This is a genomic window from Granulicella paludicola (genome assembly GCF_025685545.1).
GTDB lineage: Bacteria > Acidobacteriota > Terriglobia > Terriglobales > Acidobacteriaceae > Granulicella > Granulicella paludicola.
This window is the reverse complement of sequence record NZ_JAGSYC010000025.1, coordinates 892,948-918,789: the sequence shown is the minus strand read 5'-3', so window position 1 is coordinate 918,789 and position 25,842 is coordinate 892,948. Positions and strand designations below refer to the sequence as shown.

General features: G+C 61.0%; 14 protein-coding genes and 1 other RNA gene. 5 read left to right on the top strand and 10 right to left on the bottom strand.

The genetic code is table 11. The annotated features are described in order from the left end of the window. Positions 1–217: 217 nt before the first annotated feature. Positions 218–3,997, bottom strand: a complete 3,780-nt coding sequence (locus tag OHL14_RS15575; RefSeq protein ID WP_263380273.1) for a TonB-dependent receptor — start codon at positions 3,995–3,997, stop codon at positions 218–220. A gap of 1,085 nt (positions 3,998–5,082) precedes the next feature. Between OHL14_RS15575 and OHL14_RS15570 the strand changes: the two genes are divergently transcribed. From OHL14_RS15570 to OHL14_RS15560, 4 genes are all read left to right on the top strand, one after another. Next, positions 5,083–5,634, top strand: coding sequence for a hypothetical protein (locus OHL14_RS15570; protein WP_263380272.1), 552 nt, complete (start codon positions 5,083–5,085; stop codon positions 5,632–5,634). Positions 5,635–5,654: 20 nt separating this feature from the next. After that, positions 5,655–6,086 (top strand): NHL domain-containing protein, encoded by a 432-nt coding sequence (locus tag OHL14_RS20265; RefSeq protein WP_396271402.1) that lies wholly within the window; start codon positions 5,655–5,657, stop codon positions 6,084–6,086. 179 nt (positions 6,087–6,265) lie between these two features. Next, entirely contained in the window at positions 6,266–15,847 is a 9,582-nt protein-coding gene (locus OHL14_RS15565; protein WP_263380271.1) for an Ig-like domain repeat protein, read from the top strand. 12 nt (positions 15,848–15,859) lie between these two features. After that, positions 15,860–16,465 carry an outer membrane beta-barrel protein gene (locus OHL14_RS15560; RefSeq protein WP_263380270.1) on the top strand — a complete coding sequence of 202 codons (606 nt, stop codon included), beginning with the start codon at positions 15,860–15,862 and terminating at the stop codon, positions 16,463–16,465. A gap of 115 nt (positions 16,466–16,580) precedes the next feature. Here OHL14_RS15560 and ssrA read toward each other — a convergent pair. The 8 genes from ssrA to OHL14_RS15520 all read right to left on the bottom strand — a co-directional run bounded on the left by ssrA (position 16,581) and on the right by OHL14_RS15520 (position 22,053). Beyond that, positions 16,581–16,934: a transfer-messenger RNA gene (gene ssrA, locus OHL14_RS15555) on the bottom strand. A 155-nt stretch (positions 16,935–17,089) separates the two neighbouring features. Then, positions 17,090–17,509 (bottom strand): EamA family transporter, encoded by a 420-nt coding sequence (locus OHL14_RS15550; RefSeq protein WP_263380269.1) that lies wholly within the window; start codon positions 17,507–17,509, stop codon positions 17,090–17,092. Between the two features lie 9 nt (positions 17,510–17,518). Continuing rightward, positions 17,519–17,968, bottom strand: coding sequence for a CYCXC family (seleno)protein (locus OHL14_RS15545; protein WP_263380268.1), 450 nt, complete (start codon positions 17,966–17,968; stop codon positions 17,519–17,521). After that, a complete protein-coding gene (locus OHL14_RS15540; RefSeq protein ID WP_263380267.1) occupies positions 17,965–18,576 on the bottom strand; it encodes a hypothetical protein in 612 nt (203 codons plus the stop codon). Before OHL14_RS15540 ends, OHL14_RS15545 begins: the two co-directional genes overlap by 4 nt. A 316-nt stretch (positions 18,577–18,892) precedes the next feature. Beyond that, positions 18,893–19,354 (bottom strand): hypothetical protein, encoded by a 462-nt coding sequence (locus tag OHL14_RS15535; protein WP_263380266.1) that lies wholly within the window; start codon positions 19,352–19,354, stop codon positions 18,893–18,895. A 19-nt stretch (positions 19,355–19,373) separates the two neighbouring features. Further along, positions 19,374–19,676 (bottom strand): 4a-hydroxytetrahydrobiopterin dehydratase, encoded by a 303-nt coding sequence (locus OHL14_RS15530; RefSeq protein ID WP_263380265.1) that lies wholly within the window; start codon positions 19,674–19,676, stop codon positions 19,374–19,376. A 2-nt stretch (positions 19,677–19,678) separates the two neighbouring features. Continuing rightward, positions 19,679–21,250 carry a bifunctional UDP-N-acetylglucosamine diphosphorylase/glucosamine-1-phosphate N-acetyltransferase GlmU gene (glmU, locus tag OHL14_RS15525; protein WP_263380264.1) on the bottom strand — a complete coding sequence of 524 codons (1,572 nt, stop codon included), beginning with the start codon at positions 21,248–21,250 and terminating at the stop codon, positions 19,679–19,681. A 170-nt stretch (positions 21,251–21,420) separates the two neighbouring features. Further along, entirely contained in the window at positions 21,421–22,053 is a 633-nt protein-coding gene (locus OHL14_RS15520; RefSeq protein ID WP_263380263.1) for a TetR/AcrR family transcriptional regulator, read from the bottom strand. A gap of 128 nt (positions 22,054–22,181) precedes the next feature. Between OHL14_RS15520 and OHL14_RS15515 the strand changes: the two genes are divergently transcribed. Beyond that, on the top strand, positions 22,182–23,057 hold the full coding sequence (locus tag OHL14_RS15515) for an aldo/keto reductase family oxidoreductase (protein ID WP_263380262.1): 876 nt from the start codon (positions 22,182–22,184) through the stop codon (positions 23,055–23,057). Between the two features lie 102 nt (positions 23,058–23,159). Here OHL14_RS15515 and OHL14_RS15510 read toward each other — a convergent pair whose 3' ends face one another. Next, positions 23,160–25,622, bottom strand: coding sequence for a RecQ family ATP-dependent DNA helicase (locus OHL14_RS15510; RefSeq protein ID WP_263380261.1), 2,463 nt, complete (start codon positions 25,620–25,622; stop codon positions 23,160–23,162). Positions 25,623–25,842: the final 220 nt, after the last annotated feature.

Genomic DNA, 25,842 nt, shown 5'->3' with positions numbered 1-25,842 from the left:
AGGTATCAAATACGCCTTTATTTGGGGCGAAGACAAGGAGCTACAGCGACTCGGCCAGCTATGGCGGCCGCGCGTCTACCCTTTCGTTCTGACCGGACCTGCGTCGCATGCAGATGGCGCTGTTGGATAGCGATCAGATCAGGAAAGACGGGAGACAGCAGAAAGAGCCAGGGCGATTTCGCCCTGGCTCCCCGTCTACACCCGCCGCAACTCAACGCTAGAAGATGTACTTGCCCGAGAATTGCATCTGTCGCGGCTGCAAAAGTAATGCAGGAGTCGTGTTGCTGTTTAGATAGACCCCGAAATTCGGGCTCACACCGCTCGTCTGGACACTCGCAAAACGGTTCGTATTCAACACGTTGAACACCTCTGCCGAGATACGGAATTCCTGCTCTTTGAACGTGCGGAAACTCTTCGACAACCCATCGTCGATAGACAGGTAGCCGTCGGAACGGAAGTTGTTGCGCTGGCCGGATTCACCCACATATGCGGGCCGCAGGTTCGCGTTGGCCTGCGCCGAAGTGATGCCTTTCAGGGCTGTCTCCGTCTGTTCGGCCGCGATATAACGATGTCCGCCGGTTGGAATCGGTCCCGTCTGGACCATATTGCTGTTGAAGGCAAAGTTCGTGCCCCAGTTGTTCGAGTCAACCGCGCTGAACGGAAAACCCGAGCTGTAATGTACGACGCCATTCAGCTGGAAGCCATCAATCAGGCGATCCATCCAGGAGCCCGCATTGCTGAAGAACGGTTTGCCGCGACCAAACGGCAGAGGTGCAGTGTAGTTCGCTGTAATGTTATGCCGCACGTCGAAGTCCGATGGCGCGTACCACTGGTTCGGCGAAAAGGTGTTGATCACCGGGCTGCCGCCAGAACCATTTCGCTCAGGATCGGAACCTTCGTCGAGCGACTTCGAGAATGTATAGTTCACGTCATACTCAAGACCATAATGCAGTACCTGCCGCACCGAAAGTTGCAGTGCGTTATAGCTGCTGGTGCCGATCGTTGACTGCGCATAGACAGACGAAGTCTGCGGGAAAAAGAAGCGGAAGCTCTGTCCATTCGGCGACGCCGTCGGATCGGTGTCCGCCTGGAACAGGGCATTCGTCTCGTTTCCGCGGTTCGCAGCAAACACATCGTAATAAGCCTGAGCACCCGTGTAGTTCACACCCGAGACCGGGTCCTGATACGCAAAGTGCGGAAACACATTTTGGAAGAAGCCGCTGTTCTGAATCGCACCTACGGTCGTTCCCGCATCCACCATCTTGTCAAAGGCGGTTGCCGCTGCAAAGTATGTCTGGTTGCTGCCTGGGTCGTAGAAGTTGGTCGGCATCGCAACGTCGAGGTTCTGTACCAGGTGGCGGCCGAGGCGGCCCACATAGGAGGCCACGATATCGACGCTATGCGGTAGCTGGCGCTCCACAGTCAAGTTAAACGTCTCGGCGTAGGGCGTCTTCTGCTTATCGTTAATGCTGTAGTCGAAGGTGAAGGGGCTCTCCGCCGGCGTGAACGGCAGTGGCAATGCGCTTGTGGCTCCCTGCACGGAAGGTACATTGTGGTAGCCGGTGAAACGTGGGTTGGAGTTGATGTCCGTATACGTAGCCAGGTTCGTCTGCCCCAGTGAAAGCAGAGACTGTTGATTCGACTGGTAGGCATCGATCACACCGGCACCGAAGTGATCGTAGGAGATCGCAAAGCCGCCGCGAATCGATGTCTTGGCATCCGGGAACGCATAAGCAAAAGCGAGGCGCGGCGCGAAGTTGTACTTTTGCGGCGTCCAGAAGTTCGGCTGTCCGTTGGGCGAACCGGAGGCGCGGAAGCTGATGTCAGTGTCGTACGCAGAGCCCTTGGCCGCCGCACTAATACGGTCCGCGAGGAATGTGTTCAGTGATATGGTCGGTGCAATCTGCTGCCCGTCCTTCTCGTACGGCACGCCCAGATGCACATAGCGCAGACCGCCCGTTAGCGTCAGATGCGGGGTGACCTTCCACTGGTCTTGAACGTAGTATTCCTGCTCGACATTTTTATACGTGTGAGTCGGAATAACGCCAACGCCTTGCGGCACCAGCGAGTTGTTTTGCACCTTGAACTCTGTACCGGAGGTCGCCGTTTCCATCGCTCCGATGTTGGCGATGATGGCGTTGTTATACGAGCTGGCATAGGCATTTGCCACCTGGCCGCAATCCGCGCAGGAAAACGCACCGGGATCGTAGCTGCCGCCCTGGTTGGCAATCGCTGCCGTTGCCAGCAGATTCGGGCTCACTTGCGCCTCCGCCAGCAAGGGTGCATCGAAGTATTGGCCGTTAGAGAGCAGTGTGATGTTCACACCCGCCTGCACAATGTGGCGTCCATGAACATACGTAAAGTCATCGACGAAATTGCTCGTCTGCACCTTATACACCGTGCTGGTCGTCGCCGCCGTCAACGTGCTGAACGCTCCGAAGTTGACGAAGGGCTGGCTACCCGTTCCGCGACTCGCACTACCGAGGCTGGTGAAGCCATAGCGTGCGTTGTTCGTCATTCGGTCGTTGATGTTCCAGGTGTGCCCTGCGCTGATGCCCTTGTTGTTGCCGAAGACATTTGACGCAGCGGGCAGGCCAGGGAACTGCAGCGGCGTCGCCTGATTGTCACTCTGCAGGTTGCCGCGCACAAACAAAAGTTGCTTAGACGTGATGTTGTAATCGAGACGAACGATGTTCGTAATCTGATGAATGGGCGAAGGAGAGGTGAAGTTGTAGATGCCAGTGTTGTAGGGATCAGCCGCACCGGGAGCGTTCGCGAGAGGGAACTGCTTGAAGTACGCGATCGCGGCCGCATTCGTCGCCGGCGCATAGCAGGTCGTAGTAGCGCAGTTTGAGTCCGACGCACGCCCGTCGAGTTGGGCAATGTCCGTTGGCGTCAGCGTCTTCAATATCGTGCTGTTCTGGCAGCCGGGAGAAGTCGTCGGGCAGGCCTCATACACCACATTTCCCGTGTAGAGACCGCCGCCGCCGAACACCGAAGGAACGGTTTCACTCACCGGCACATCGCTCGCCTGCTTGAAGCCTTCATACGCACCGAAGAAGAACAGCTTGTCCTTCTTGATAGGCAGACCCAGCGAAGCGCCATAGGTGTGCTGCAACACCTTCGCCGCGATGTTGGGCGTTCCAGAGTTCAGCTGTCCCTGCTTGATGAACCAATTATTCGCCGTTGTCCCCGGATCTCGATAGTACTCATATGCGCTGCCATGAAAGTTGTTCGTACCGCTTCGCGTCACCAGCGAAACCTGCGCGCCGGAGGAACGACCCGCATCAGCGTTAGCATTCGTCGTCGTCACACGAAACTCTTCTACCGAGTCACGCGTGGACCGCAGCGCTCCGTTGAAAGCGTAGCCGAATACCTGATCGTTGTTATCTACACCATCCAGCGTAATGTTCGTCTGGTCCTGCCGAGCTCCATTAACAACGCCCGTACGGGGATCTGTATTCAGACCACCCGTCTGCGCTCCGCTATCGATTGCCAGAACACCCGGCTGAAGCGAGAGCAGGTAGGTCACATTGTTCGCCAGGTAGGGCAGATTCTGGACCTGCGCACTGTCGAAGGCCTTGCCCAGAGTCGCGTCGGTGGAGTTTAACTGCGCCAGCGTTGTCTCGACGTTCACGACCTCCGTAGTTCCGGCCTTCAGCTTGAAGTTCAAGATGCGCGGTGTCGCCACCAACAACTCTACCTTCTCCACCTCAGGCGAAAAGGCTGCGGCACTTACCGTCACGGTGTAACTGCCGGGGGTGACCTGATCAAAGCTGTACGCGCCACCCGAATCGGACTTCACCACCTTCACAAACCCGATGTCAGGCTTGCTCAACTCCACCGCCACCTCGGGAATTAACGCTCCCGTCGGATCGGTCACGATACCACTCAGGCGCGTCGTATTCGTCTGGGCAACGATCGTCGCGGGAACAAGAACCGCCAGTATAAGAGCGAAGATCAGAGGACAATACTGCCGAATCGGTCGAACGTGCATGGGATCTCCTGGAGATGAAGGACGAGGTGAAAATTGGTGGCGCTCGAATGGCATCGAGTCGGGAATCTCGTTATGTCAGAACGCCCGGCCTGCAATCGGGGGAGGCCGTCCGGTCTGCAAGAAGGCGCAGAAGCGTCACGCTTGGTCGATGTTCGAGGCAATTCCGCTGGATTCACGGGGAATCCAGGAATAAAGAGCTCACTCTCGCTTCTATCGTGGTTCGATTATGAGCACACGATCCTGACAAATCAACAGAACCGCCGCTCTCCTATGGGTTGCATAAGCAATCTCCATACCGGCCCCTTATCCGTTGACGGATCCTGCGCCAGGAGGGGTTGTGGGCTCATGTTTCGAGGGTCTCCGCCGATAGACACTCTTCAGACGAGAGCACTCCCCGACTAGGCTCAGTGGAAACTTTCGTCATGGATGGAAAGGGAAGTGTCTACTCGCGGGTCACGTTAGGTCGCCGAAACCCATGTCTTTCAGAAATCGCTCAGAGGAGAAGAATGACGAGCCCACGCTCTACGATCGAAAGGAAGACTCTGCGTCGAGATATCTAAAAATGCGAGCCCAAAATGGGCACGCGTTTTTATAGCTGTGGGCGTCGGTCATTTTCCAATGAAATTGATCTGAATCAATTTCTATAGTTCACAGATTGAGTACTGTCAGTTTTGCCAACCAGGAATAACGTGTAACACCTTCATAGGGATAACCCTTATGGGCATTTTTAGTAAGTTATTTTTTTATTCGTAAATCCAGAAGGTACAGGTACACGTTTCGACAATAGATTTTGCGAATAGTTTTTTTGGCTCAGATTCGAATGCTAGCGCCCTTTATCTCGCGATAAATAGTTGAGTTGGTTCACGCCTTTTCGAGCTTAGCCCGGTTGTTATACGTGGATTTATTTTACGTAGTTCTGACGTTGTATTTTGCACTTTCTTACATCGTTATGTTTGGACGCTTCAGCTATTAATTCGTTTCGCAAAAGTAAGTCGGTATTACTTTCGCAGGTGGGTGTCTAAGTCTAAAAACTGAATTCCTTGTTGTTCTTTTTGCCGTACTGCCGATCTGGAGATATCTACGCCATGCGGATTGCGCACTCTCTCAAGTCTCTTGCGTCTTATATCGATGCCCTGCTGGTCTCCTCGTTGACGACGAAACAGAGAGACATCTCACCTCTGGCGCTACCCCTTTCGGCACACAGCCTCGAACGTCCATCGCGCCATCCACAGCAGAACTGCGCCTTATGGGCGGACTCGTGCAGGACCGCGCTTCCGGAACCCGCGCCCCAGAACCTCGCCGCACGCGTCCTTCTATGGACCCTCTGCACCGGGCTGCTGATCGCATCGCTTCCACCGGCTGTTCTGGCGCAGAACATCGTCGTCGTGCCCACCATCCATACCATCGCTGGAAGCGGCACCACAGGCAACGGAGCCGATGGCATCCAGGCCACCCAGACGCAGATCAATAACGCGCAGGAGACGGCCATCGATCGCGCCGGCAATGTCTTCTTCAATGATTTCGGAACCAGCCGTGTGCGTCGCGTCGATGCCATCACCGGCATCGTAACCACCGTCGCGGCAACGGCACTTCTGGATATAACGGTGATAACAAGGCCGCTACATCTGCTGAGCTAAACTTTCCCGAGGGTCTTTCGATCGACTCCTCCGGCAACCTTTACGTCGCAGATAAGCAGAACTGCCGTATTCGAGAGGTTGTTGCTGCAACCGGCCTCATCAAGACCGTAGCTGGCAACGGCACCTGCGGGTATACCGGGGACGGCGCGGCCGCCACGTCCGCCCAGATCAACTTCGCCACCGGAGTCGCCATTGACTCGGTCGGCAATATCTACATTGCGGACCAGGGCAACGATCGCATTCGCAAGGTCACCCTTGCTACCGGGGTCATCAGTACGATTGCTGGAACAGGGACTGCGGGGTATAACGGCGACAATATCGCCGCTACCAGCGCTCAGCTTGAGTATCCCTTCGGCGTTCGGGTCGACCCCAAGAACAATATTACTTCTCGGATGAGGCTGGCTTCCGGATCCGTCGTATCGATGCCACTACCGGGACCATCACCACCGTAGCCGGAAATGGGACACAGGGGTTCACCGGTGATGGCGGCGCCGCAACCAGCGCTGAGATCAATACCGCCACCGCCAAAGGGGCAACCGGAGGCGCTTCGATCGATGTCGACCCTGTCGACGACCTCATCATCGCTGACAAATATAACGAGCGCATCCGCATCGTAAAGTCATCTACTGGAGTGATACAAAGCTCAGCCGGCAATGGCACCGCAGGATATACCGGAGACGGCGGACCCGCCATTCAGGCCGAGTTGAATCTGCCGCAAAAGCTGACCTATCTGCGAAAAACAGGTAGCTATCTCGAGTCGGAGTTCAGCGCGAGCGTCGTTCGAGAAATCGATCTGAATTTTCCCGTCTTTCCCACCACAGCTGTGGGTTCCACCAGCGCTGCGGTCACTTTATATATTCAGACGACGGCAGCAGTCGCAATCAACAGTGTTTCTGTCCCCACCTCACAGGGTGGGATACAGGAGTTTACAGTTGGAACCGTAGCAAACTGCACGCTGAGCACCACCGTCACCACACCCAACAACACGATTTGCCAGGTGCCAGTAACCTTCTCCCCCGAATACACGGGTGAGCGCGTGGCACGGCTACGGGTCGTTACGAGCACCGGCACGATAACCTTTCCCATAAGCGGCTACGCCACGGGTCCGCAGGTTGCGATCTCTCCTGGAACAACCTCCGCCTACGCAGGCACAGGGGCCTCCGGAAATTCGGGCAACGCTGCCGCGGCGACCGCGGCGACGCTTGCAACCCCCACAAAGTCAGCGATCGACTTCCAGGGCAATTTTTACATCGCCGATACGGCGAACAATGTCATCCGTAAGGTCACGGCTACTACGGGCGTCATCACCACCGTAGCGGGCAACGGCACCAAATGCGCGACGACAACGGCCGCTTGCGGAGACGGAGCTGCGGCAACCTCAGCCAACCTGAACGCACCGCTGGGCGTGGCCGTGGATGGCCTCGGGAATATTTACATCGCCGATACCGGCGACAACCGCATTCGTGTGGTGAACCAAATCACTGGCTTTATAAGCACCTTTGCGGGTACAGGCACAGCTTCCTATACGGGAGATCTGGGTCTGGCTGCAGCCGCGACCTTGAATGCCCCTGCTGGCGTGACCGTAGATGCCTTCGAAAACGTCTTCATTGTGGATACGGGCAACAACGCCATCCGACAAGTGGACACAGGTACGACCTTTATTAGCACTATCGCCGGTACAGGTACAAAGTGCACCTCTACAACAGCCACCTGCGGCGATGGCGGGGCTGCAACGGCTGCGACACTCAACGCACCTCAGTCGGTCGCAGCGGACCCATCCGATAACCTCTTCATCGCCGACACCGGCGACAACAGGATCCGCCTTCTTACCGCTTCTACCGGTATCTTGACGACCGTCGTGGGTACCGGAACCGCTGGTTATTCAGGTGATAAGGGAGTCGCCACCTCGGCGACTCTGAACACCCCCACCGACATCGACACAGACAGCGCGGACAATCTCTACATCGCGGATTCCGGTAACAACGCGATTCGTGTGGTCAGCGCTACCGCAAAGACGATCACCACCATCGCCGGCTCTGCTACTGCATGCAGTGCAGGCACCTCTGCCTGCGGTGATGGGAGTGCCTCGAGCCTCGCCACCTTCAACGCGCCCACCGGCATTATTCTCGACGGTGCAGACAATCTGTACATTACAGATTCCAAGGACAATCGTGTCCGCAAGATCAGCAGTACGGCCTCCACGCTGACCTTCGCCTCAACCACGATCGGCACCACCAGCTCAGACAGTCCGCGCACGATCAACGTCTTCAGCACAGGCACCACGACTGCCACCTTCCCCGTACCGTCTGCAGGCACCGATCCTTCTATCAGTACCGGGTTCAGTGTCTCGAATACCAGCACCTGCCCAAATCTCACTACCTCGAGCTCCACAGCTGGAACGCTCGCCTCCGGCTCCACCTGCGCCTACGGGATCAGCTTTGCACCCACGCAGATCGGCACCGTCACCGGCTCGATGAACGTTCAGGACAATAGCCTGAATGCCAGCCCTGCGACTCAGGTGGTCACGCTTAATGGCGTAGGTACCCAGGCCACCGCCTCGGTCGCGCTCACCTCCAGCGTGAACCCGAGCACCTACGGCCAGAGCACGACCTTCACCGTAACGCTTACCGGTGCCGATGGAACGCCGACCGCCGCGAGTGGAGTCCCGCTGACCTACACTCCGTCCGGTTCCACCACCGCCGTCTCGCTCGGCACAGCGACGGCGACCTCGACCGCAGGCGTCTACACCTTCACCACCTCGACACTCCCGGTGGGTACGGATAGCGTCGTCGCGACCTACGGCGGCAATACAAACTACGTTTCAGGCACGACCTCGAACACCGTGGCTCAGGTCGTCAACAAGGCCGTCGGCACCAACGACACACTCACCCTAAATCCGACGACCTCGACCTTCGGAGCGCCTGTTACTCTCACCGAGACCGTGTCCGCCGTCAACGGTGCTTGCCCCACCTCTACCGCCACGGCCACCTTCGTGGCCGGTGGTGTGACACTCGGCACCGCCACCTTCGTCGGATCTCCTGCTGGAAACCCCACCACCTGCGTCGCCACCATCACCACCACCGCGCTGCCGGTCGGTACCGACACCGTCACCGTGACCGCGCCCGCCGCGGGCAGCTTCGGTGCGATCTCCTCTACGACAACGGAGACGGTTGGAAGCGCCTCTGGCGCCGCCGACACTCTCACAGCGAACCCGACCAGCTCCACCTTCGGTTCGCCTGTCCAGTTGACCTTCACCGTACCGACGGTCGCCGGAGCCTCCGCTTCGCCGACGGGCACGGTTACCTTTACCAGTGGCGGCGTCACCCTTGGCACAGCGACGCTCTCCACCGTCGGTAGCGGCGCAAACGCCACCACTACCGCTACGTTGAGCACGTCGTCTCTACCTGTCGGCACCGACACGATCACCGCCACGTATCCTGGCAATGCCAACTACGCGGCTGCCAGCCCCTCACCCACCGCGACCGAAACAGTGACACCCGCCTCAGCCACCGGCACGCTCTCTGCAACGCCTGCCACCGGTGATACCTACGGTGCTCCGGTCACGCTTACCGAGACGATCGCTCCGATCAACGGCGTCTGCCCGACCTCTACGGTCACCTTCGCCAGCGGCGGCACGACGCTAGGCACGGGCACCTTCACGGGTATGCCTTCCACGAACCCGACCTCGTGTGTTGCGACCACGACGACGACGGTTCTGCCCGTCGGCACGGACTCCATCACGGCGACAGCTCCGGCGGGCGGCAGCTTCGGTGCCATCTCCTCTACGGCGAGTGAGGTTGTGGCAGCAGCGTCCGGCGCGAACGATACGCTGACCGCCAACCCGACGACCTCCGCCTACGGTTCCTCCGTCGTCCTCACCTTCACCGTACCGACCGTCGCCGGAGCCTCCGCCTCGCCGACCGGTACCGTCACCTTCACCAGTGGTGGCGTGACGCTCGGCACGGGCACGCTCTCGACCACCGGCACCGGCGCAAGCGCGGTCACCACCGCGACGCTCAGCACCTCGGCGCTGCCCGTTGGCACGGACACCATCACCGCAACCTATCCTGGCAACGCCAACTACGGGGCCGCCTCACCCGCTCCCACAGCCACTGAAACCGTGCTGCAGGGAACTGCGACCGGCACACTGACTGCGTCACCTGCGACGGGTGACACCTTCGGCGGGACTGTCACACTGACTGAAACCGTCGCTCCCATCAACGGTACCTGCCCGACCTCCACGGTGACCTTCGCGAGCGGTGGATCCACGCTCGGCACCGCCACCTTCACCGGCTCACCTGCCGCAAACCCGACCTCCTGCACCGCCACCACCTCGACGACAGCTCTGCCGGTCGGCACCAATACCATCACCGCCACCGCTCCGGCCGCTGGAAGCTTCAGCGCCGTCTCCTCCTCGACCTCGGAGACAGTCGGCGTGATCCCAAGCACCGGCGACAGCCTGGTCGCCAACCCGACCAGCTCCACCTTCGGCACCTCGGTGACGCTGACCTTCACCGTACCCACCGTCTCCGGAGCCACCGCTCCCACCGGCACCGTCACCTTCACCAGCGGCGGCGTTACGCTCGGCACGGGAACGCTCTCCACTACCGGCACCGGCGCGAGCGCCGTCACCACCGCCACGCTAAACACCTCGACTCTCCCCGTCGGCACCGACACCATCACCGCCAGCTACCCGGGTAACGCCAACTACGCCTCCGGCTCGGCTACGGCCACCGAGACAGTGACTCCCGCCAGTGGCTCCGGTACACTCACAGCCTCGCCTGCCACCGGTGACACCTTCGGTACGACCGTCACGCTCACCGAGACGGTTGCTCCCATCAACGGTGCCTGCCCCACAGCTACGGTGACCTTCGCTAGCGGAGGCACAACGCTCGGCACCGCAACCTTCACCGGAACGCCCGCCGCCAGCCCCACCTCCTGCGTAGCGACCGCGACGACGTCGGCTCTGCCCGTCGGAACTGACACCATCACCGCCACCGCACCGGCTGGCGGCAGCTTCGCAGCCATCTCGTCCTCCACCTCGGAGACGGTCGCTGCAGCTCCCAGCACCGGTGACAGCCTCACTCTCAACCCAACCAGCTCCACGTACGGAACCTCGGTCACGCTGACCTTCAGTATCCCGACCGTGACAGGCGCCACCGCCTCGCCGACCGGCATCGTCACCTTCACCAGCGGCGGCGTCACCCTGGGCACCGGCACACTCTCCACCACCGGCACCGGAGCCAGCGCCGTCACCACCGCCACGCTGAATACCTCAGTGCTGCCGGTCGGCACCGACACCGTCACCGCGACCTACCCCGGCAACGCGAACTACGCCTCCGGATCGGCCACGGCGACAGAAACCGTCGCTCCGGCCAGCGCCGCAGGTACCCTCACCGCGTCGCCAGCAACGGGCGTCACCTTTGGCTCAACCGTCACGCTGACTGAGACCATCGCTCCCATCAATGGCATGTGCCCGACGGCAGCAATCACCTTCGCCAGCAGCGGCACCACGCTCGGTACGGCCTCCTTCATCGGCTCGCCTGCCGGCAACCCGACTACTTGCACGGCCACCACCATCACCACCGCGCTCCCGGTAGGTACGGACGCCATCACCGCGATCGCTCCGGCCTCCGGAAGCTTCGACTCGATCTCGTCCTCCACGTCTGAGACCGTCGCTGCTGCACCTGGGGCAGGGGACACGCTCGTAGCCAACCCGACCAGCTCCACCTTCGGGACTTCGGTGTTGCTCACCTTCACCGTCCCGACCGTCTCTGGAGCTTCCGCTTCGCCGACCGGAACGGTGACCTTCACCAGCGGTGGAGTCACCCTCGGCACCGGTACGCTCTCCACCACCGGCACCGGCTCCAGTGCCGTCACCACCGCCACCCTTAACACCTCTGCACTGCCGGTAGGAACTGACACCGTCACCGCCAGCTACCCGGGTAACGCCAACTACGCCGCAGGTTCCGCCACGGCGACCGAGACCGTCACCCCTGCCAGCGCCACCGGAACGCTCATTGCCTCGCCAGCAACAGGTGATACCTTCGGTGCCTCTGTCACACTGACGGAGACGATCGCTCCCATCAACGGTGTCTGCCCCACCGCGACAGCAACGTTCGCGACCGGCGGCACCACCCTGGGTACCAGCGCCTTTAGCGGTGTACCTGCGACCAACCCGACAAGCTGCGTCGCCACCCTCACCACCACGGCGCTGCCGGTGGGCACAGATACCATTACCGCAACCGCTCCAGCTGCGGGCAGCTTCAGTGCGATCTCCTCCACCACCAACGAGACCGTCGCCGCCGCCTCTGGCGCGAGCGACACGCTCACAGCGAACCCGACCACCTCGGCTTACGGTTCCTCTGTAGCGCTCACCTTCACCGTGCCCACCGTCGCCGGAGCCTCCGCTTCGCCGACCGGCACCGTCACCTTCACCAACGGTTCCACCACGCTTGGTACCGCAAGCCTTACCACCACCGGTACGGGTGCCAGCGCTGTCACGACCGCAACGCTGAACACCTCAGTACTGCCGGTGGGCACGGATACCGTCAGCGCCAGCTACCCTGGCAACGCCAACTACGCGGCAGGCACCGCCACCGCCTCGGAGACAGTCACTCCGTCCACCCAGTCCGGTACGCTCACGGCCTCACCCGCTACCGGCGACACCTACGGCACCACGGTCACGCTCACCGAGACAATAGCGCCGGTCAATGGCATGTGCCCAACTGCCCCAGTCACCTTCTCGAGCGGTGGTGTCAGCCTTGGCACGAGCGTGTTCACTGGATCGCCTGCCGCGAACCCGACGACCTGCGTCGCATCACTTAGCACCTCCGCGCTGCCGGTCGGCACGGATACCATCACCGCTTCGGCTCCGGCGGCTGGCAGCTTCAGCGCCATCTCCTCCTCGGTCTCCGAGACGGTCGCGCTCGCTCCGAGCTCAGCCGATACCCTCACCGCTAACCCGGCAAGCTCTGTCTTCGGCTCTCCGGTCCTGCTCACCTTCACCGTCCCGACCATTGCCGGAGCCTCCGCCTCGCCGACTGGCACCGTGACCTTCTCGAACGGCTCCACCACACTCGGCACCGGAACTCTGAGCACCGCCGGCACCGGGGCAAACGCCATCACCACCGCCACGTTGACGACCTCCACCCTGCCTGTCGGTACGGACACCATTACGGCGACCTACCCTGGCAATGCCAACTATGCAGCCGGTTCTGCCACCGCGACCGAAACCGTCACCCCTGCCACGGCTAGCGGCACGCTCTCCGCTTCACCGGCAACGGGCGACACCTATGGCACCACCGTCACGCTGACGGAGTCCATCGCTCCGATCAACAACGTCTGCCCAACTTCAACTGTGACCTTCAGTAGTGGCGGCACCACGCTGGGCACAGGCAGCTTCACGCCGGACCCGGCAACTGGCACGCCGTTAGCCTGCATCGCGACGATTACCACCAACGTGCTGCCGGTAGGGACCGACACCATCAACGCGACGGCCCCGGCCAGTGGCAGCTTCAACGCGATCTCCTCCTCCACCACGGAGACCGTCGGTGTCGTCTCCGGTTCGACTGACTCGCTGACCGCGAACCCGGCGACCTCCAGCTTCGGCTCCCCGGTCCTGCTCACCTTCACGGTGCCGACCGTCGCGGGAGCTTCCACGCCGGCTACCGGAACGGTGACCTTCACCAGCGGCGGCGTCACCCTCGGCACCGGCAATCTCGGCACCGCCAACGGCATTACGACGGCGACACTGTCGACCTCCGTCCTGCCCGTCGGCACCGACAGCATCACAGCCACCTACCCCGGCAACGCCAACTACGCTGCCGGTTCGGCCACCGCGACTGAGACGGTCACAGCCGTCGCCGCGAATGGCACCCTGACCGCCTCACCGGCCACGGGTGACACCTTCGGCGCGACCGTTACGCTCACCGAAACCATCGCTCCCATCAACGGCGTCTGCCCCACCGCTACCGTGACCTTCGCTAGCGGCGGCATCACCCTCGGCACGGGCATCTTCTCAGCGATACCCGCTGGAGCTCCCACCGCCTGCGTCGCGACGACGACCACTTCCGCGCTGCCCGTAGGCACCGACACGATCACTGCTACCGCGCCTGCCGTCGGTAACTTCGGCGCCATCTCCTCCACCACCACCGAGCCGGTCGCCAGCGTCAGTGGCGCCACGGACACCCTCACGGCTAATCCGACGACCTCGGTCTTTGGCTCGCCTGTCCTCTTGACCTTCACCGTCCCAACCATCTCCGGAGCCTCTGCCCCGGCCACGGGTACGGTCACCTTCAGCAACGGCCCCACGACCCTGGGTACAGGAACCCTCAGCACAACCGGTGGCATCACCACCGCCACACTGAGCACCTCCGCGCTGCCCATCGGTCCTGATACCGTCACCGCCAGCTACCTTGGCAACGGCAACTACGGCGCATCAAGCCCGACCGCCGCGGTTACCGTAACCCCAGCCACCGCGACCGGTAGCCTGGCGATCTCCCCCGCTACGGGCGACACCTTCGGCATGACCGTCACACTCACCGAAACGATCGCTCCCATCAACGGCGTCTGCCCCACCGCTACCGTGTCCTTCGCCAGTGGCGGCGTCACCCTCGGCACGGGCACCTTCTCGCCAATGCCTGCCACGGGTACACCCACCTCCTGCGTCGCCGCTATCACCACAACGGCCCTGCCGGTAGGAACCGACACCGTCACCGCAACCGCTCCGGCCGCCGGGAACTTCACCGCCATTAGCTCCACGGCATCAGTGACCGTCGGCGCCGCCTCCGGCTCGGCAGACACGCTGACGCTCAACCCGACGAGCTCGGTCTTCGGCTCACCCGTCCTGCTCACCTTCACCGTGCCCCCCGTCACCGGAGCCTCCACCCCAGCGACCGGGACGGTCACCTTTACCAGCGGTGGCGTCACTCTCGGCACAGGAGCCCTCAGCACCTCTGGCGGAGTCACCACCGCTACGCTGACAACCTCCACCCTGCCTGTCGGAACGGACACCGTCACGGCCTCCTACCCCGGCAACGCCAGTTACGGTGCAGGCACCGCAACGGCGACTGAGGTCGTCAGCGCCGCCACCTCCACCGGCACACTCGCTGAGACCTCCACGGCTGGCAGCAGCTACGGCAGTCCGGTCACGCTCACCGAAACCATCGCTCCTATCAACGGAGTCTGCCCGACGGGCACGGTGACGTTCACCAGCGGCGGCGTCACTCTGGGTACCGGCGCCATCGCAGCGGTTCCCGCGACCGGCGCCCCAACCTCATGCGTCGCGACTACCGTCACCTCGGCGCTGCCCGTCGGCACCTCGACGGTAACCGCGACCTACCCTGGTAACGGCAACTTCGTCGCCATCACATCCACCACCAGCGTGACCGTCGCTGCCGCCTCGGGCGCAGCCGATACCCTCACCGCATCACCGACGACCGCACCCTTCGGTACGCCGATCACCCTGACCTTCACCATCCCGCCGATCTCCGGAGTCTCTTTCCTTCCGACCGGCATGGTGACCTTCACCAGCGGTGGCGTTACCCTCGGCACCGCGAACGTCTCCACAAACAATGGTGTCTCTACTGCCACCGTCACAACGACCGTGCTGCCTGTCGGTACAGACACCATCACAGCTACCTACGCGGGCTCTGCTAACTACGGAGCGTCCACCCTCACCACCACCGTTACGGTGACGACGAACGACTTCCAGATCGCTGCGACTCCGGCAAGTCAGACCGTCTACTCTGGCGGCACGGCGATCTACACCGTCTCGCTCTCAGAACTGACGACGCCATTCAACTCGCCCGTCACCCTCACGGCAACCGGCCTGCCTCCGGGCGCGACCGTAACGTTTGCCAACCCGACGTATGCACCGGGAGTTGGCCCAACCTCCACCACCATGACCATCGTGACGGCTCCGGTCCAGGCGCGCTCGCTCGTACCCGCCCAGCCCGGCAGCGCTGGTCGCACCCTGGGGATCTCCGTAGCCACGCTGTTTGGCTGCCTCCTCTTCGGTATGCGCAAGCGCCGCCTGCCAAGACTCCTCGCCCTGTGCCTCTTCGCACTCTTCAGTGCGGCGGCCTTCTCCACCATGGGTTGCGGTGTCAATACCGGCTTCGAGCTTCCTCCGAAGACGTACACGATCGTCGTCACCGGTACCAGCGGTGCGCTCACCCACTCAACCTCCGTCACGCTGACGATCAAGTAAGGGAGAACTTCAATGCAGAGCCTTCAGCAACGTCTCAAAATGATTCTTCCGCTTGTTCTGTTCGCCACGACCGGGCTCACCTCAAGAGCCCAGGTGGTGGAGCCTTTCAAGTCCGGGCATCCGATCGATGTTGGCGTGAACTACACCTACATCCACACCAACATCCTGTCTGGCTGCCAGTGCTTCTCCTTGAACGGCGGCGGTGCCGTCCTGCAGATCGGCCTGGCGCCGCACTGGTCGGGTATTGTCGACTTCACTGGCACCAGCCGTAGTGGCATCACGCAGGACAACTACAACCTCACCCAGTTCACCTATACCTTCGGTCTACGGTATGAGCCGCCCATCGAGCGCTATCGCGTTCGCCTCTTCGGCGACGCCCTCGCCGGCAGCTCCTACACATCAGGCAGCCTCTCACCTCAGAACGCTATCGGCGCCACCTCGACCGTCTTCGCTCTGCAGACGGGTGGAGGTTTGCTCGTCAGGCTCACCCCTCGGTTGCAGATCATGCCGGCCCAGGTCGAATACCTGCGCACGAACTTCCACAATCAGGCCGCCAATCATCAGAACGACGTCCGCGCCTCCGCCGGCATCCTCGTTCGCCTCGGCCACTCGCGGTAGGCGGCGAGCGCGGCTCTCCTCGTAGCAGGGAAGCAGATGACCAGCGAAAATACGCGTTAAAGCAGAAATGTCCCCACTGTGAGGTGGGGACATTTGACGTGTAAGTAAAATTTATTGGTGGAGGCGGTGGGAGTCGAACCCACGTCCGAAGAAACCAATAACAGAGAGCATTCATGCTTTTCCCGTATCATCTTTGTCTCGTGGTCGTTACTTAGAACGGGCGAAGACGTAAAAACCACCAGCCTGATTGATCTCGTCCTTGGCGCTCAGGCGGAGCCCCGCGGACCAGCCTACTGTGCGACGATTGGTATCCGCCCGTAGGCGAAGCGGAAGCAATCGGCTACTTATTTAATTAAGCAGCAAGCGCGAATTGAGGTTCGGCACTTATAGTTTTGTGAGCGATTACGGGTGTTCACACCCCGGCATGCCTCTCTGCCACAAGCAACCCCGTCGAAACCGTGACGCCCCCACTGAGGGAACTGGCACCAACATTGCCTTAGGCACTCAAAGAACTACCCTTAGTATACGCCCGCCAAATGAAGAGCGACTATTTTCATCCTGAGCGCAGCGAAGGACTTGCTATTGCTCGTTCCGACAAGTGCTACCGATGCACGGCACCGCACCCTACGCGAACGCCATCACCAATGCCCCAGCCGTAATCAGCCCTGCACCGACCACCTTCGCGGGCGTCATGCTCTCTCCAAAAAACACCCACCCAGCAATCACCACCAGCGCCACGCTCAGCTTGTCGATCGGCGCCACTCCACTCACTGGCCCCATCTGCAGCGCTCGAAAATAACACAGCCAGCTCAGCCCCGTACATATTCCAGACAGCACCAGAAATACCCAGCTCCGACGTCCGATCACAGGCAGCCCGCGATGCAGGTCCTGAGCCGCAACGATCGCCCACGTAAACACCAGAATCACACTCGTCCGAATAGCCGTTGCCAGATTGCTATCGATCTTCTCGACGCCCACCTTCGCCAGCAGGGCCGTCCCTGCCGCAAACAACGCCGACAACATCGCCCAGGCAATCCAACTCATGCTGCCTCCTTACTTCGCAGGCAGCGTGATCGTCTCGAGGTCGACCTTCATGAACTCCCCGCGCTCGATGCCCGCGCGAATCTGTGCTGGCGATTCTCCCCGCATCGTCTCGCGGTAGGTGTAGACGCCTTCCTTCATACACGTCTCACACACCGCACCATGCGTTCCTTCAAAGCAGCTATGCAGGCTGTTGTGTCCCATTGCACGGTCGCACCGGCAATAGCAGGGTTCCTGGTGCAGCACCGCCGGAACCTTCGCTGCCATCTTATAGGCAATCACCTGGTACCCATGTGTGAAGTAAGGCCCGGTCAACTCCTCACCATGCAGCAGGTGCGGCAATGCCCCCTTTGGAGGAGCCGTATTGAAGGCAGGCACATCGCTCCCAAGATCGGAGAACTGTGCCGAAGCCATCCCCACCGCCGCCAACGCCAACACCACACATCCGACTAAACGTCTCATCGCTGCACTCCTGATCCCTCCGATGATACGTCGCCACCCTTATGCTTGGCTGAAGACTCCGCAGGGAGCGGTGGTGCCACCGCAAAGTAGATGCGCATCTTCCCGCGTCCCAGCAGCGCCAGCCCGTTCCCCTTCACATCCCACGGCACCCAGCCCACCTCCTGCGCTACGCTGAAGCCCGCCCCATCCAGATGCTGAATCAGCCGGTCCTCCTGCGTTGCCACGACCACCATCTCCCTTCGTTTCTCAGCCCGCATCTGCGCCAGCAGGGAAGCCACTGGTACATCCTCGCCCACTGTCCAGACACTGTCTCGCAGCTCCCCTTGCCGCCCACCCCGCAGAGCCCACGCCAGCAGCCGGTCATCCACCACGACCTTCTCGCCGGGAGCCAGCGACTGCTCCACAGCCTCCCGCATCCCGCGCAGAGCCCCTTGCTGCTTTCGAAACTCGCGCATTCCCACCCAGCGCGCTAAAGCTCCTGTCACCAGCAGCAATCCGGCCAGCATCACCCACGCCAGCAGAGGAGTCGATCTCATCTCGATTTCGGAAGGGAACTGAACCTGCGCCTGCGTGGGTTCAAAAGGGAGGGTGCTGTTGCTGTCGCTCATGCCATCCATCATGACTTAAAAAAAAGGACGGCATGAACGGTCTTTTGTCCATGCCGGGAGGCCAGTGACGCAACTTGCTCTCGGCAGGTCGTGCCCGAGGAATCTTCGCTATAACCCACTTCCATAAAGTGGATCACCGCTAGAACTGTTATACCAGAATCCGGAGAAAAGTCCAACGCCCTGTGGAAAATATATCCATAACCCTCAATAACGTCCCATTTCTACTGTGAAACCGACCGATAGGTACTTCAAACTAACCAAATCTCATAGACTTGCCCGAATGAAACTCCATTTTGGAGGCGTCAGGAAGTCGAACCTAGGCTGCCACCTGCAGCACAGCCGTAAAATCGCCATCCGCATTCATCGGGTCGACGGCAATGGTTCCGCTCATCTTCGTTGCCGTCGGATCGACCGTCCCGGTCAGTCCGACCGTGATCGGCGTGCCTTGATAGTCCGAATTGAACGACCAGCTCAGGGTCTGATCCTTTACCGTGCCCGTCACGGGATGCGGCGTTGAGGTGCTGCCCGTGTTGTCCGTGCAAGTACCCGTAATCGCCTTATCGGCACCCAGTGTCAACGCGCAGGTCATCGCTACGGAAACACCCTGCACATCCCCCGTCACCTTCCAGGTGCCATTGGTCGGAATCACCGCCGTCGGGGGAGCCTGCGTCACCGGAGCCTGGCTCGTCGGAGCCGGAACTGCCGGAGTCGCCGCCTGCCCAAACGCCGTCATCGAAGCCGCCAGAAAAATGCTGCCTGCCACAAGATTCCTGATCATCTCTTCTATCCTCTCGATCTCAAGACTTCGTCTCTAACTCCTGTAGCAACGTACTGATCTTTCCCGCCATCTCGAGGTCCTTCTCGGTCACAGCGTTGAAAGCATCATGGGTTACCAGCGCGAGTCGTACCTTGTTATACCGGATATCGATGTCCGGGTGGTGAGCCTCTGCCTCTGCGAGTTCGCCCACTCGGTTCACAAAAGCCATCGCCGCCAGAAAGTCGGCAAAGGTAGCCAACCGTACCAGCTCATTGTTCTCGATGCCCCAGCCCGGCAACTTCGTCACCGCGTCTTCCAGTTCCTGCCCTTGAATCGGATTCATCACTACCTCACGCCTTTCTGCTTCGACCCTTTAGCTACGACCTTCGCCTTCACCGGTGAAGTCTTCTTCGCAGCTTTCTTCGCCGTGGACTTCTTCCCCACAGCCTTCGTCTTCGTGCCTGCCTTCGGAGTCACCACAATCGACGTCGCCGTTCCAGCCGCCGCCTTCTTGCGAGTCACCCACTCCGGCTTCGTCACCTGTCGGCTACGACCCAACGCAAGCGCCTCCGCTGGTACATCCTCTGTGATGCACGAACCCGCCGCAATGTACGCTCCCGCACCCACCGTCAGCGGAGCCACCAACGTCGAATCTGACCCCACAAACACTCCATCCCCAATCGTCGTCAAATGTTTGTTGACGCCGTCATAATTGCAGGTAATCGCCCCGGCCCCGACATTCACGCCCGCCCCAATCACGGCATCGCCCAGGTAGCTCAGATGGTTGGCCTTCGACCCCTTACCCATCTTCACCTTCTTCGTCTCCACAAAGTTCCCAACATGCGCCGCCTCGCCAATCTCCGACCCAGGCCGCAGATGCGCATACGGTCCCAGCAGAGCTCCATCGTCCACCTTCGCATCCTCCAGAATGCAGCCATGCCGCACCAGCACATTCTTCCCCAGCGTCGAACTCTGGATCACCGAGTAACTCCGCACCCGGCAGTCCTCGCCAATCACGGTCTTGCCCAGCAGCTGCACATACGGCTCGATCACCGTGTCCGGGCCCACAAACACCTGCGCATCGATCACGCACGTCTCCGGACGGAAGATCGTCACTCCCTGCGCCATCAGCTTCTCCGCCGTCGCCAGCCGCATCGCCGCATCCAGATGCATCATCTCCGCAATCGTATTCGCGCCCAGCACCTCATCTACGCTCTCGGCCTTCAGCGCAAACACCCGCTGCCCACCCTCCACAAGCAGGGCGGCAACATCGGTCAAATAAAACTCACCGCTGGCATTCTCATTCTTCAGCTTGTCGAGGTTCTCAAACAAAGCCGCCGTCTTGAAGCAATAGATCCCCGAATTGATCTCCGGCGACCCCGCATCTCCCGGCTTCAAATCCTTCTGCTCCACAATCGCAGCCACCTCATCCGACCCCGGGCTCATCCGGTTCACACGCCCATAGCCCTTCGGACTCGGCGGCACCGCCGTCAGAATCGTCATCGCCGCCTGCCGCTCCAGATGCATCTTCTTCAGCGCCGCCAGGGTCTCCGGCTTGATCAGCGGCACATCTCCCGACAGCACCAGCAGGTTCTCCGGCATCTCGTCTTCCCACCGGTCGCCAAAGTTCACCATCTGCTGCGCCTTCAGCATCTGCAACGCATGGCCGGTCCCGAGCTGCTTCGTCTGGTGTACGAACTGCACACCCGTCTCCTTCACCGCGTCGATGACCTTGTCCGACTCATGCCCCACGATGCAGTAAATCTCGCTCGGCTCCGCCACCGACCGCGCCGCCTCAATCACATGCATCAGCAGCGACTGCCCGCCGATCTCATGCAGCACCTTCGGCCTCTTGCTCTTCAGCCGAGTCCCTTTACCCGCCGCCAGAATCGCTACACCAAACTCACTCTTCGCCATTCCAAACCTTTCCTCGAAACCAATCTCTTCACCACAAGTAAGATGTGTCATCTAGACGGAGCGTAGCGCAGCGGAGAGACCTGCATCTTGCCGACCCGGCACCATGCCAACCCCTCCCAGCTCGTTCACTCTACGCTCCAAGGTGAACAGAACTGCGAGTTTCACTTGAACTACCCCACCCGGCAAGCCCCCGCATACGCCCGCACCAGAACGCGCAGCTCCTCCCGCGTTGCATCAAACTCCTTCACCGGATCAGCCGCCTCCAGCAGTCTCCGACTCGCCCCGGACATCGTCGCAAGAATCATCGAAGCCACCATGCCCGGCTCGCGCATCAACCCATCGCTCGCCGACTCCAGCATCGCCGTAATCGCCGCGCGCGATCGTCCACTCATCTCCTGCACAATCCGAACGCCATCAATATCTGAGCTCACCGCGTACAGCGCGACGCTCTCTTTGCCATCCCTCATCTTCGCCACCAAGAACGCATCCACCAACGCAACCGACATCTCCGCCAGCGTCGCCCCGCGCTGCTCCTGGCACACCTGCTCCACCGCGCCAAAGACCTCTTCCATGTGTCGCCGCAGCACAGCCTGCAGCAGGGAACTCTTATTTGGGAAATACTGGTACAGCGTTCCGACCGACACCCCGGCCCGCGCCGCCACCTTCGTCGTCGTCAGTTGCTCCTTGCCCACCGCCAGCAGAACCTGAAGGGTCGCCTGCAGAATCGCATCCACGCTCGCCGTCGATCGCGCCTGTACAGGCGATTTACGCGGCTCCAACACCTCTTGCATCGCTCGCGCCAAATGCGAACTCCTAACCTGAAGCTTCCTTCATCTAACCACAGGTACGGCAGTTAACATTGTCATCCTAAGGCGCAGCCGAAGGACATGCTTCACCGAACCACCACGAATCTAAGCAACAGGAGCACACATTGACCACCCACCTCGGCGGCACCTTCACCTTCCCGCAAACCTCCATCACGGTCAACCGCATGGGCTACGGAGCCATGCAGCTTGCCGGACCCCACGTCTTCGGCCCGCCCAAGGATCGCCCCGCCGCCCTCGCCGTCCTGCGCGAAGCCCTCGCCGCTGGCGTCGACCACATCGACACCTCCGACTTCTACGGCCCCCACGTCACGAACCAGATCATCAAGGAAGCCCTGCACCCCTACCCGAAGAACCTCACCATCGTCACCAAGGTGGGCGCCCGCCGCGGCGACGACGGCTCCTGGATCATGGATCGTACCCCCGAAGGTCTCACCCAGGGCATCCACGACAACCTCAAGAACCTCGGCCTCGAAGCCCTCGATATCGTCAATCTCCGCATGGGTGCCGTCGAAAAACCCGCTCCCGGCTCCATCGCCGAGCAGGTCCACGTCCTCGCCGACCTCAAAAAGCAGGGCCTCATCCGCCACATCGGCCTCAGCACCGTCAACGCTGAACAGCTCGCCGAGGCCCAGGCGATCACCCCCATCGTCTGCATCCAGAACATGTACAACGTCGCGAATCGCGAAGACGACGCCTTCATCGACTCGCTAGCAAAGCAGGGAATCGCTTACGTACCCTACTTCCCACTCGGAGGCTTCACCCCGCTCCAGTCCGGCGCTCTCGACAAGGTCGCCGCCGAACTGAGCGCCACCCCCATGCAGGTCGCCCTCGCCTGGCTGCTCCACCGCTCGCCGAACATCCTGCTCATCCCCGGCACCTCTTCGGTAGCCCACCTCAAGGAAAACCTGGCCGCCGCCTCCCTCCAACTGCCCCAGGATGCCCTCGCCGAGCTAGATGCCATCGGCACTACCGGCAAGTAGACAGGTTTCCCGCAAAGTACGAAAAGAAGAAGCCAAGTTTCGCTACGGTTGTCGTCGCGAAACTTGGCTCACTTTGCGCTCTTTGCGGGAGGTTTTCCGGACTTACAACCGGCAGATCCCAACCACCGCCGCCCCAAACTTATCCACCTTCTCGCTCCCCACTCCGCGAACCTCTTTCAACTCCCCGATCGTCTGAGGCTCCGCCACCGCAATCTCCCGCAGTACCGTATCGCTCAGCACAAAGAAGCTCGGCAGCCCCAACCGCTGAGCCTCCTCCTTCCGCCACACCTTCAGCTTCTCCTCCAGCGCGACCTGGTCCGCACTCAAGCTCAACACCACTGGAGCCGGCACACGAGGTACAGGAGCCGCCACAGCTCTGGGTCCCCCGTAGCCTGCCCTGAGCCCGTCGAAGGGTTTCGCTTCTGAGACATGGGATGGACTACCCCCACTCTTCACCGTAGCCGCAGCCGTCACGACCTTCTTGGCCACAGGGTTTGCCGCAACACTCTCCCCACGAATCGCCGCCAAGATCTCCGCCCCAAACCGATCCACCTTCGCCGGCCCCAGCCCCTTCACGCGATACAACTCTTCCATATTCTTTGGCTGTTCCATCGCCAGCGACCGCATCGTGCTGTCCGCAAACACCGTAAACGCAGGTGCATTGTTCTTCTTTGCCACCCCGCTCCGCCAGTGCCGCAGCCGAGTCTCGACCTCTTCCTCGTCCTTGCTCAGCCCGCGCTCCTGAACCGCGACCTTCTTCACCGCAGGAGCCGCCGCCTTCTTCTTGCTCCCCGAAGAGCGCCCACCCTCAAACGACTCCCGAATCCAAACCGTCGCCAGTGCCGCATCATCCGGATCGCGCCCCTCGAACGTCAGAGACGCCTTGCGATACGAGATCTCCTTGCCCTCATCATTCGTAAACGAATCCACCGCAATTGACACAAACCCAGCCCGCGCCAACCCCTCCAGCAGCTTGTCGAAGTAGCCGCGATCACTCGAGATTCTCAGGTCGGTAAACAGCTTCCCAACCGACTGGCCACGCCCTTCCAGCGCCTTCAGAATCCTTCGCAACTCCCCCAGCTCCGTCTTGCCCGGAGCATGTCCATCCGCCCCCGCACCCGACCCCGGCTGGCACACATCGCAGCGCCCGCATGGCCCCATCTTGTCCGTCGTATCGCCAAAGTGACGCACCAGCGCCACCATTCGGCACTGATGTCCCTCCGCAAACGCCACCATCCGATCGATCTGCGTCCGCCGCGCCTCCACCTGCGCGTCGTAGCCACTCTTCCACGTCGCCAGCCCGCGCTTGCCATCGCCCGCACGCACCAGCCCGCTCATATCCACCTCGGCCATGCCCAGTCCGTACAGCTTCTCGATCACCCGTTCCAGCGTCTCGCGCTCCATCGCGATCTTCTTCTTTCCTAGCTCGCGCTGCACCACCTCGACTTCGGTGAACTCTTCACCCAACACTGCAGCTACCTTCTCCAGGTCGCTCACCGCCGGATAGTTCTTGTCCAGAAAGAACTCCTGTGTCTTTCGATCCGCAAAGCTGTACATCAGCACCGTCCGCGAAGGCTTGCCATCGCGCCCGGCGCGTCCAATCTCCTGGTAGTACGCCTCGACGCTCCCCGGCAGCGCCACATGCACCACCGTCCGCACGTCGGCCTTATCGATGCCCATGCCGAACGCCACCGTCGCCACCACCACATCCAGCTTCCCGCCCTGGAAAGCCGTCTGTACGCGCTCACGCATGTCCGGCATCAGCCCCGCATGGTACGGAGCGGCAGAGAAGTGCTTCCCCAGCTTCCCGGCAATCTCCTCCGCATCCTTCCGTGACGACGCATACACAATCGCCGGACGGTTCGCAGCATCCTTCAGCAGCTTCGCCGTAAACTCCGCCCGCTGCGGCTTCGATAGCTCAACCGCCTCGACCGCCAGATTGTTCCGCCGAAACCCCGTAATAAAAATTGAAGGCGTCTGCAGGTTCAACTGCGCCGCAATGTCCTTCTGCACCGTCGGAGTCGCCGTCGCCGTCAGCGCAATGATCGGAGCCGGTCGCAGCTGCGGCAGATACTGCCCCAGCGTTCTGTAGTCCGGCCGAAAATCATGGCCCCACGCCGAGATGCAGTGGGCCTCATCGATCGCCACCAGCGCAGGCTTCCGCTTCGCAAGCATCTCTGGAAACCCCGGAACCCGCATACGCTCCGGCGCAATAAACAGAAAGTCCAGCTCGCCCGCAAGGTAGTCCCTGCACGCCTGCCGAGCCACATCCCGCCCCAGCCCCGAGTGCACCCGAGCTACCCGGCATCCCAGCGCACTCAGCTTCGTGGCCTGGTCATCCATCAGCGCAATCAGCGGAGAGATCACCAGCGCCGTTCCTCCTCGCGCCAGTGCCGGAAGCTGATAACACAAGCTCTTGCCCGCACCCGTCGGCATCACCAGCAGCACATCGTTCCCCGCCGCCGCAGCCTCGCAAACCTGCTGCTGATGCGGTCGAAACTCCCTGTGCCCAAACACACGGTGCAGTATCTCGGAAAGGCTCTCGGTTGGCGCAGGAAGGCTCATAGGACAATCGCTATCTTCGCACAACCTTCGCCCGCAGTTCTCACACAAAGGCTACCTCGCCACCAACCAGATACCCCGACCCTTCAGGGTCGGGTCTTATAGCCACATAGAAAGAATGGGCTTTAGCCCGAAGGTTTGCCTCTCTTCCTGAAACAACCATCAACTTTTCGCGTCTTATGCGCCACCTCTTGCGTCTACCCTCTCATCACCAACAGCTTTA

What these genes read in the sequence shown, in the direction of transcription:
- OHL14_RS15545 (WP_263380268.1), bottom strand. Translation starts at nt 17,968, where the DNA reads ATGAGACGTTTAGTCGGATGTGTGGTGTTGGCGTTGGCGGCGGTGGGG.
- OHL14_RS15510 (WP_263380261.1), bottom strand. Translation starts at nt 25,622, where the DNA reads ATGAGCCTTCCTGCGCCAACCGAGAGCCTTTCCGAGATACTGCACCGT.
- OHL14_RS15570 (WP_263380272.1), top strand. Translation starts at nt 5,083, where the DNA reads ATGCGGATTGCGCACTCTCTCAAGTCTCTTGCGTCTTATATCGATGCC.
- OHL14_RS15540 (WP_263380267.1), bottom strand. Translation starts at nt 18,576, where the DNA reads ATGAGCGACAGCAACAGCACCCTCCCTTTTGAACCCACGCAGGCGCAG.
- glmU (WP_263380264.1), bottom strand. Translation starts at nt 21,250, where the DNA reads ATGGCGAAGAGTGAGTTTGGTGTAGCGATTCTGGCGGCGGGTAAAGGG.
- OHL14_RS15535 (WP_263380266.1), bottom strand. Translation starts at nt 19,354, where the DNA reads ATGATCAGGAATCTTGTGGCAGGCAGCATTTTTCTGGCGGCTTCGATG.
- OHL14_RS15560 (WP_263380270.1), top strand. Translation starts at nt 15,860, where the DNA reads ATGCAGAGCCTTCAGCAACGTCTCAAAATGATTCTTCCGCTTGTTCTG.
- OHL14_RS15550 (WP_263380269.1), bottom strand. Translation starts at nt 17,509, where the DNA reads ATGAGTTGGATTGCCTGGGCGATGTTGTCGGCGTTGTTTGCGGCAGGG.
- OHL14_RS15575 (WP_263380273.1), bottom strand. Translation starts at nt 3,997, where the DNA reads ATGCACGTTCGACCGATTCGGCAGTATTGTCCTCTGATCTTCGCTCTT.
- OHL14_RS15530 (WP_263380265.1), bottom strand. Translation starts at nt 19,676, where the DNA reads ATGAATCCGATTCAAGGGCAGGAACTGGAAGACGCGGTGACGAAGTTG.